Annotated in this window: 10 protein-coding genes; 7 read left to right on the forward strand and 3 right to left on the reverse strand. The window is 69.2% G+C overall.

Annotated features, from left to right (window positions below):
• Nucleotides 1-235: AIR carboxylase family protein (locus ACOADB_RS07750; RefSeq protein WP_378597385.1), on the forward strand; the 235-nt coding region annotated here is incomplete at its 5' end.
• Nucleotides 232-1,392 carry a heparan-alpha-glucosaminide N-acetyltransferase domain-containing protein gene (locus tag ACOADB_RS07755; protein WP_378597386.1) on the forward strand — a complete coding sequence of 387 codons (1,161 nt, stop codon included), beginning with the start codon at nt 232-234 and terminating at the stop codon, nt 1,390-1,392. The genes ACOADB_RS07750 and ACOADB_RS07755, both read left to right, overlap by 4 nt.
• On the opposite strand, the gene ACOADB_RS07760 is transcribed toward ACOADB_RS07755, so the two are convergent.
• On the reverse strand, nt 1,389-1,823 hold the full coding sequence (locus tag ACOADB_RS07760) for a CoA-binding protein (RefSeq protein WP_378597387.1): 435 nt from the start codon (nt 1,821-1,823) through the stop codon (nt 1,389-1,391). The genes ACOADB_RS07755 and ACOADB_RS07760 overlap by 4 nt on opposite strands.
• 36 nt (nt 1,824-1,859) lie before the next feature.
• Here ACOADB_RS07760 and ACOADB_RS07765 point away from each other — a divergent pair, with 36 nt between their 5' ends.
• The 5 genes from ACOADB_RS07765 (at nt 1,860) to ACOADB_RS07785 (ending at nt 5,580) form a co-directional block, all read left to right on the forward strand.
• Nucleotides 1,860-3,035 carry an acyl-CoA dehydrogenase family protein gene (locus ACOADB_RS07765; protein ID WP_378597388.1) on the forward strand — a complete coding sequence of 392 codons (1,176 nt, stop codon included), beginning with the start codon at nt 1,860-1,862 and terminating at the stop codon, nt 3,033-3,035.
• Nucleotides 3,036-3,227: 192 nt separating this feature from the next.
• Nucleotides 3,228-3,782: a hypothetical protein gene (locus ACOADB_RS07770; RefSeq protein WP_378597389.1), complete on the forward strand. Its 555-nt coding sequence runs from the start codon at nt 3,228-3,230 to the stop codon at nt 3,780-3,782.
• 69 nt (nt 3,783-3,851) lie between these two features.
• Entirely contained in the window at nt 3,852-4,631 is a 780-nt protein-coding gene (locus ACOADB_RS07775; protein ID WP_378597390.1) for a class E sortase, read from the forward strand.
• A gap of 132 nt (nt 4,632-4,763) precedes the next feature.
• The gene (locus ACOADB_RS07780) at nt 4,764-5,330 is read left to right on the forward strand and encodes an LPXTG cell wall anchor domain-containing protein (RefSeq protein ID WP_378597391.1); all 567 of its coding nucleotides are present in this window, start codon (nt 4,764-4,766) and stop codon (nt 5,328-5,330) included.
• 106 nt (nt 5,331-5,436) lie between these two features.
• Nucleotides 5,437-5,580: a DUF1059 domain-containing protein gene (locus ACOADB_RS07785; RefSeq protein WP_082573830.1), complete on the forward strand. Its 144-nt coding sequence runs from the start codon at nt 5,437-5,439 to the stop codon at nt 5,578-5,580.
• 3 nt (nt 5,581-5,583) lie between these two features.
• Here the strand turns inward: ACOADB_RS07785 and ACOADB_RS07790 are convergent, their stop codons facing one another.
• Nucleotides 5,584-6,447 carry a crotonase/enoyl-CoA hydratase family protein gene (locus tag ACOADB_RS07790; protein ID WP_378597392.1) on the reverse strand — a complete coding sequence of 288 codons (864 nt, stop codon included), beginning with the start codon at nt 6,445-6,447 and terminating at the stop codon, nt 5,584-5,586.
• A 34-nt stretch (nt 6,448-6,481) separates the two neighbouring features.
• A partial coding sequence (locus tag ACOADB_RS07795) for an LCP family protein (protein ID WP_378597393.1) occupies nt 6,482-7,351 on the reverse strand: 870 nt, incomplete at its 5' end.

The following is a 7,351-nucleotide window of genomic DNA, read 5'->3' on the forward strand; positions in this document are numbered from 1 at the left end:
GCCGGTCCCGTTGAAGTACCTCGACGGCATGGACTCGTTGCTCTCCATCGTGCAGATGCCGGCCGGAGTCCCGGTCGCCACGGTCGCGGTCGGTGGCGCGCGCAACGCCGGCCTGCTCGCCGTACGCATCCTCGCGGCGACCGACGTCGCCCTCCAGCAGAAGATGACCGAGTTCCAGGCCGAGCTCAAGGCCGCCGCCCGGGCCAAGGGTGCGGTGGTACGGCGCGAGGGATGATCCTGCGCCCCGCTCGATCAGCCGGGCGACTGGTCGGCGTCGACCTCGCCCGCACCATCGCCCTGCTCGGGATGGTGGCGACCCATGTGCTCGACGGCCACACGGCCAGCGGCGGCCTGACCACGGTCCAGTGGCTGGCGGGCGGGCGTGCCTCGGCACTCTTCGCGGTGCTGGCCGGCGTCAGCCTCGCCCTGATCACGGGCGGGACCACGCCGCAGGCGGGACGCGACCTCGGGCGGTCCGCGGCCGGGATCGCGGTTCGTGCGGTGCTGATCGCGCTGATCGGGCTCGCCCTCGGCGGGCTGGAGACCGGCCTCGCGATCATCCTGGCCTACTACGGGGTGCTGTTCCTGCTGGGCCTGCCGTTCCTCGGCCTGCGTGCCCTGCCGCTGGCGATGCTGGCCGGTGCGTGGCTGGTGGTCGCGCCCGTGGTGTCCCATCTGGTGCGGCCCGAGCTCCCGGACCGACTCTCCGGAAGTCCCGACTTCGCCTCGCTCGGAGACCCCGGCCAGCTGCTCGCCCACCTGCTGTTCACGGGCACCTATCCGGCCGTGCCGTGGCTGGCGTACCTGCTGGCCGGCATGGCGCTCGGACGCACAGACCTGCGCGGGTGGCGCACGCCGCTGCGGCTGGCCGGCTGGGGTGCCGGCCTCGCGGTGATGGCGACCGCAGTGTCGCGCCTGTGCACTGCGGATCCGGGGATCCGTGGCGCGCTGTTCCCGCACCGCGTGCTCACCCACGAGCAGGCGCTGCGCGTCCTGCAGGACAGCCTCCACGGATCGCCACCCACGGGGGGAGCGTGGCAGTGGCTGCTGGTGGTCTCGCCCCACTCGGCAACGCCCTTCGACCTGGCGCAGACGATCGGCAGCGCCCTGGTCGTCCTGGGGCTGGCGCTCGTCCTCGTCGACGTGGTCCCGCGTCATGGCAAGGTCGCGCTTGCGCTGGTGGCCGGCGCCGGGGCCATCCCGCTCACGGCCTACACGGTGCACGTCGTCACGAAGACCGAGCAGGTGTGGCCGGCCGAGCAGCCCGACAACTTCGGCTGGTACGTCGCCATCGTCCTCGGGCTCGGCGCCGCGTTCGCGTTGTCCGGGCGCCGGGGACCGCTCGAGGCCATCGTGGGCTGGCCGGGCCGCTGGCTCCGGCGGAGCGACTAGGTTCGCTTGCGCCATTCGATGGCCGGGCACGTGTCCATGACCATCGGGACGCCGGCGGCACGGGTGCGCTCCAGCGCGGCGCGGTCGATGACACCGAGCTGGAACCACACGGCCTTCGCGCCAACGGCGACGGCCTGGTCAGCGAAGCGACCGGCCTCCTCGGACCGCCGGAACACGTCGACGACGTCGATCGGGAAGGGCACGTCGGCGAGCGTCGCGTAGCCCTGCTCGCCCAGCACCACCGGCGCGGACGGGTGGATCGGGATGATCCGCTTGCCCCGCTCCTGGAGCATGCGGGCGATCGAGTACGCCGTACGCGCGGGGTTGCCGGACAGTCCGACCACGGCCCACGTCTCGCAATCGTCGAGCATGAAGTCGACTGCGGTCGGGTCGATCGATGCGATCTCGGTCACAGTCTCCTCGGCGGCCATGAGGAGGCAATGCTAGGACGTCCTACTATTATTCCCATGACCAACGCTGACTTCCCGACGTACGCCCTCACCGAGGAGCACCAGGCCATCCGCGAGGCCGTCCGCGCGATCTGCGACGCCAAGGTGGCTCCCTTCGCGGCCATCGTCGACGAGGAGGCGCGTTACCCGCAGGAAGCCCACGATGCCCTGGTGGCCTCGGACTTCCACGCACCGCACGTTCCCGAGGAGTACGGCGGCGCCGGCGCCGACGCGCTCGCCACCGTCATCGTGATCGAGGAGGTCGCCCGCGCCTGCGTCTCGTCGTCCCTGATCCCCGCCGTGAACAAGCTCGGCTCGCTGCCCGTCCAGCTCGGTGGCGGCGAGGAGATCAAGAAGAAGTACCTCTCGAAGCTGGCTGCCGGTGAGGGCGGATTCTCCTACTGCCTGTCCGAGCCGGACGCCGGCTCCGACGCCGCCAACCAGAAGACGACGGCCGTGCGCGACGGTGACTTCTGGGTGCTCAACGGCGTGAAGCGCTGGATCACCAACGCCGGGGTCTCGGAGTACTACACGGTCCTCGCGATGACCGACGCCTCCAAGCGCACCCGCGGCATCACCGCCTTCGTCGTCGAGAAGTCCGACGAGGGTGTCTCGTTCGGGGCGCCGGAGAAGAAGCTCGGCATCAAGGGCTCCCCGACCCGCGAGGTCTACTTCGACAACGTACGCATCCCCGCCGACCGGATCATCGGCGCGGAGGGCGAGGGCTTCGACATCGCCATGCGCACTCTCGACCACACCCGCGTCACGATCGCGGCCCAGGCCGTCGGCGTCGCACAGGGCGCGCTCGACTACGCGCTGGAGTACGCCAAGGGCCGCATCCAGTTCGGCAAGCCGATCGCGGACCAGCAGGGCCTGCAGTTCCTGCTCGCCGACATGGGCATGAAGGTCGAGGCCGCACGCCAGATGACCTACGCCGCCGCCGGTCGCTCCGAGCGCGGCGACAAGGACCTCACCTTCTTCGGTGCCGCGGCGAAGTGCTTCGCGTCCGACGTGGCCATGGAGGTCACCACCAACGCCGTGCAGGTGCTCGGTGGCTACGGCTACACCCGCGACTACCCGGTCGAGCGGATGATGCGCGACGCCAAGATCACCCAGATCTACGAAGGCACCAACCAGGTGCAGCGGATCGTCATGGCGCGGCAGCTCCTCGCCGGCGTGCAGAGCGACATCTGAGTAATCGTCCTGGGTGGTTCGTGTCGCCACGCCTGGCCGAGCGCAGGGTGCCCGCGGCGCGCATGCGAACGAAAAAAAGTAAAAAGAGTGCGGATTGTCGCGTAACAAAAATCACATCTGCGGGTTGAAGGCATATCCGACCATCGTGGGGAACTGCGTCGGGCGTTCTGTGCATCAAGGTGATGAGGTCAAATGCGACAGTTCATGGTCATCGTTTTCGCTGCCTTGGCACTGATGGCTGCCCCTGGGGCGGCGCAGGCCGACGACACCTACAGCCCTGACGTTCCGACCAGCTGCAACGTCACTGTGCCCACCGCCGTCGCCGGCCAGCGGGTCGTGATGCGCGTCGTCGTGACCGCCAACACCAACCTGCCCGTGACCGGATCGGTCGACATCAAGATCACGAAGGGCGCGGCTACTGCCCGGACTGCCCGGGTCACGCCCGTCACGGTGTGGACGAAGACGGTCCGCTACGAAGACTCGCCCTTGCGCGTCGTGGGGCCACGACTGTCCCGCGGTGACCACATCGCCAGCGTCCGTTTCACTCCCGACGCTGCCACCTTGATCGGCTGCGAGGACGTTGCACCGTTCGAGGTCGGTGGTGTCCGTGACGACGGCGACGTCGGGGGCGAAGGCGATCTGCCCGACACGGGTGGCCCCAACATCCTGTTGCTCCTGGCGGGTGCGGTCATGCTCGTCGCCGGTGTCGAGCTGGTGGCCTCGAGCCGGCGCCGCTCCCGGGCGTGACGCTCTCCACCGCGTAGCGTTGGATGAGTGGGTGACCCGAGGGACGGTCGCCCGAGGAGGGGAACCCGCATGACGCAGTCGGACAACGAGGCCGTGGAGTCGACGGACGACACCGCCGACAGCGGCACCACGCGCGTGCGCCGTCGGCGCTCGCGCTCCAGTGACACGACGCAGGGCGACGGCAAGCCGCCGGCGTCGGCGCGCAAGAAGATCTCGTTCTGGCTCGGCTGTGGCCTGATTGCGGCCGGCCTCTCCGTGCTCGGCTGGGTGGCCTGGCAGTTCTGGGGCACCAACTGGCAGTCGCAGCAGCGCCAGGGTGACGTCCGTGAGGCGCTCCACGACGGTTGGGACGACGGCCAGGACGTGGTCCGCACGAAGTTCGGCAACGCGAGCGCGATCCTGCACATCCCGCGGTTCGGCAAGGACTACGCCGTCCCCGTGCTCGAGGGCTCGACCGACGAGGTCCTCGCGGCCGGCGTCGGACACATGGAGGACACGGCGGCCGCAGGCGCGAAGGGCAACTACGTGCTGGCCGGACACCGGGTCACGCACGGCGAGCCGTTCGCCGACCTGCCCGAGCTCCAGGCGGGCGACAAGGTCTACGTCGAGACCCGCGTGGCGACGTACACCTATGAACTGGACACGGGCGGGGAGGACCTCATCGTCCCGTTCACGGCGGGCTGGGTCCTGGCGGCCTCACCGGTCAACCCGAAGTCGGGCGGCACCCAGCCACCGTCCGACGTGGGCGACTACCTGATCACCCTGTTGACCTGTTCCGAGATCTTCCACACCGACAACAGGTCTGTGCTGTTCGGGCACTTGATCGAGACCGCACCCACTGCTGGGTGAGACTTGGACCACTTTCGCTACCCCGCTCGCCCAGAGTGGCGCAATGACGCTACTGTGATTCCATTCGAGCGCCCCGTGACGTCACCTTTGGGTGGCCCGGGTCGTTGCATGGGGTAGTTGAAGGAGGTCGTCTTGCTCAGGAAGACAGTTGCGCTCGCCGCGCTGGCCGCAGCGTTCGTCGTTGCGCCCGCCACGTCGGCAGTCGCTGATCCGTACTCACCGAAGATTCCGACCGAGACCAGCATCGAGGTCACGAGCACCGGCCCCGGCGATCCGATCTCGATCGTCGTGAGTGCCAGCGCGAACTACCCGACGCCTCCCGAGGGTGACATCGCTGTGGCGATCTCCGCGAGCTCGAGTGCCGCACGCGGCGCCCAGTCCGTGGTGGCCGCACCGCTGTTCACCACCACCGTCCACTTCGTCGACCAGCCGATCACCATCGAGGGCCCGGGTCTGCCGAAGGGCAGCTACATCGGCACGGCGTCCCTGACGCCCGATGACTCCGGCCTGTTCCTCCCCTCCGACGACACCGACGCCTTCCGCATCGGCGTCGCAGGCGAGACCGGTGGCGAAGAAGAAGGTGGACTCCCGAACACGGGCGGTCCCAACGTCATGTGGCTGGTCCTCGGAACTGGCCTCGTGGCCGCAGGCGCCGGTGGCGTCGGCTACGGCCGTCGCCGCGAGGGCGCAGCAGCCTGACCGCACAGCAGCATCCATCCCGGCCGTCCCCAGGGGGCGGCCGGGATTGCTTTTCCCCTGACTCCACTAGGCTGGCAGGAACCTGTTCTCGTTCCTGGAGGTCCTGATGCCGTCGCTGCGCTGTCCCTGTGCCGTCACCCTGCGGGGTGACACCGACGACGAGCTGGTCGAGAAGGTGCAGGAGCACCTCGCTGCCGAGCACCCCGGCCGGGAGTACTCCCGTGACGAGATCCTGATGATGGCGATGTAGCGCTCACTCGATCGCGGGGAGCTCCGACGCCTTGCCGGTGAACTGCGGCGCGCGCTTCTCGAGGAACGCGGCCACGCCTTCCTTGCCGTCACCGATCGACGCCCAGTACATCGCGAGGGAGTCGGTGAGGTGCGCCTCGAGCGGGTCGGCGGCAGCGACGTTGCGGTAGAGCAGTCGCTTCGCCAGGCCCAGTGCCACGGGCGAACGGCCCACCACGAAGCTGCGGGCCAGGTCGTACGCCGCCGGCAGCAGGTCGTCGGGTGCGTGGACGCTGCGGACCAGACGGCCGGCGAGGGCCTGTTCGGCGGTCAGGATGTCGGCGGAGTAGACCCACTCGAGGGCTTGCTGGATGCCGACGATCCGGGGCAGGAACCAGCTGGAACATGCCTCGGGCACGATGCCGAGCCGACCGAAGACGAAGCCGATCCGCGCCTTCTCCGACGCGAGGCGGATGTCCATGCCGAGCGTCATCGTCGCCCCGATCCCGACAGCCGGACCGTTGATCGCGGCGATCACGGGCTTCGGCAGGGCGTGGATCGCGAGCGTCACCTTGCCGCCGGTGTCGCGGATGCCGGTGTCGTACGGCGCTTCGTCGTACGACGCCCGGAAGTCCTCGGGAGTGGGCGAGAGCGATTCGTCGAGCCCGAAGACGTTGCCCTCGGCCGACAGGTCCATCCCGGCACAGAAGGCCCGGCCCGAACCGGTCACGACCACGGCGCGAACGGTGTCCTCGCGGGCATCGGTCAGGAAGACCTGCTCGAGCTCGCGCGCCATCGTCAGGTTGAACGCGTTGAGCGCGTCGGGGCGGTGGAGCGTGAGGGTCGCGATGCCGTCGGCGTCGACGTCCCAGGTCAGGGTCTCGTACACGGGTGTTCCTTCGGGGTGTCGTCAGTCGGCGTCGTCAGTCGGCCAGGCCGGTGGCGGTGCACAGGTCGGGGGTGATGTCCTCGGTGCGGTCCTCGATGATGGTCGCAAAGAGCTTGTTCGCGCGCTTCTTGTCCCACGTGGCGTCGGCGCTCGCGAGGGGGACTGTGCACGACTCGCCCGTGTCGGTCATGGCCAGGGCCCACTTCCCGGCAGCAACAGGCCCCATGCCTTCGCCGAAGCGGAAGAAGTCCGGCACCGCGGCGTTGAGCTTCCACCAGCGCAAGGGGTTCACGACCGACCACGGGGAGAGCACCTTCTTGCCCACCGCGGCGACGACCTCACGTTGTTGCTGCACGCGGGCCAGGTCCGAGATGGGGCTGTGCTTGCGAGCCCGCGAGTAGGCGAGTGCCGTTGCGCCGTCGACCTCCTGGCAACCCTTCTTCACGTCGAGCCCGGACGGCTTGTCGCGGATCGCCTTCTTGGGGCAGATCTCGATGCCGCCGACCGCGTCGACGACGCCGACGAGCCCGCCGAAGCCGATCTCGACGTAGTGGTCGATCCGGATGCCGGTGGCGTTCTCGAGCGTCTGGACCAGCAGGGGAGTGCCGCCCTTGGCGTAGGCCGAGTTCACCTTGCTCGTCCCGAAGCCGGGGATCTTGAGCGGGGAGTCGCGCGGGATCGAGACCAGGGTCGTCGGCCCGTCGCCGGTGTGCAGCAGCAGGATCGTGTCGGTGAGCTCGCTCTTCTCGTTGCCCGTGTGGAGCTTCTTGCGCTCCTCCTTGGTCAGTCCGGCGCGCGAATCGCTGCCGACCAGGAGGTAGGTCGTCCCGGGCTGGTCGCCCGGGCGGTCAGCGGACGGCTCGAAGTCGACCTTGTCGACCTTGTTCCAGCTCACGATGGGAAC

The organism is Nocardioides sp. CPCC 206348 (assembly GCF_048654705.1).
Taxonomy (GTDB): Bacteria; Actinomycetota; Actinomycetes; order Propionibacteriales; family Nocardioidaceae; genus Nocardioides.

Coding starts and splice junctions, on each gene's coding strand:
- ACOADB_RS07785 (WP_082573830.1), top strand. CDS start 5,437: ATGCCGTCGCTGCGCTGTCCCTGTGCCGTCACCCTGCGGGGTGACACC.
- ACOADB_RS07755 (WP_378597386.1), top strand. CDS start 232: ATGATCCTGCGCCCCGCTCGATCAGCCGGGCGACTGGTCGGCGTCGAC.
- ACOADB_RS07765 (WP_378597388.1), top strand. CDS start 1,860: ATGACCAACGCTGACTTCCCGACGTACGCCCTCACCGAGGAGCACCAG.
- ACOADB_RS07775 (WP_378597390.1), top strand. CDS start 3,852: ATGACGCAGTCGGACAACGAGGCCGTGGAGTCGACGGACGACACCGCC.
- ACOADB_RS07770 (WP_378597389.1), top strand. CDS start 3,228: ATGCGACAGTTCATGGTCATCGTTTTCGCTGCCTTGGCACTGATGGCT.
- ACOADB_RS07760 (WP_378597387.1), bottom strand. CDS start 1,823: ATGGCCGCCGAGGAGACTGTGACCGAGATCGCATCGATCGACCCGACC.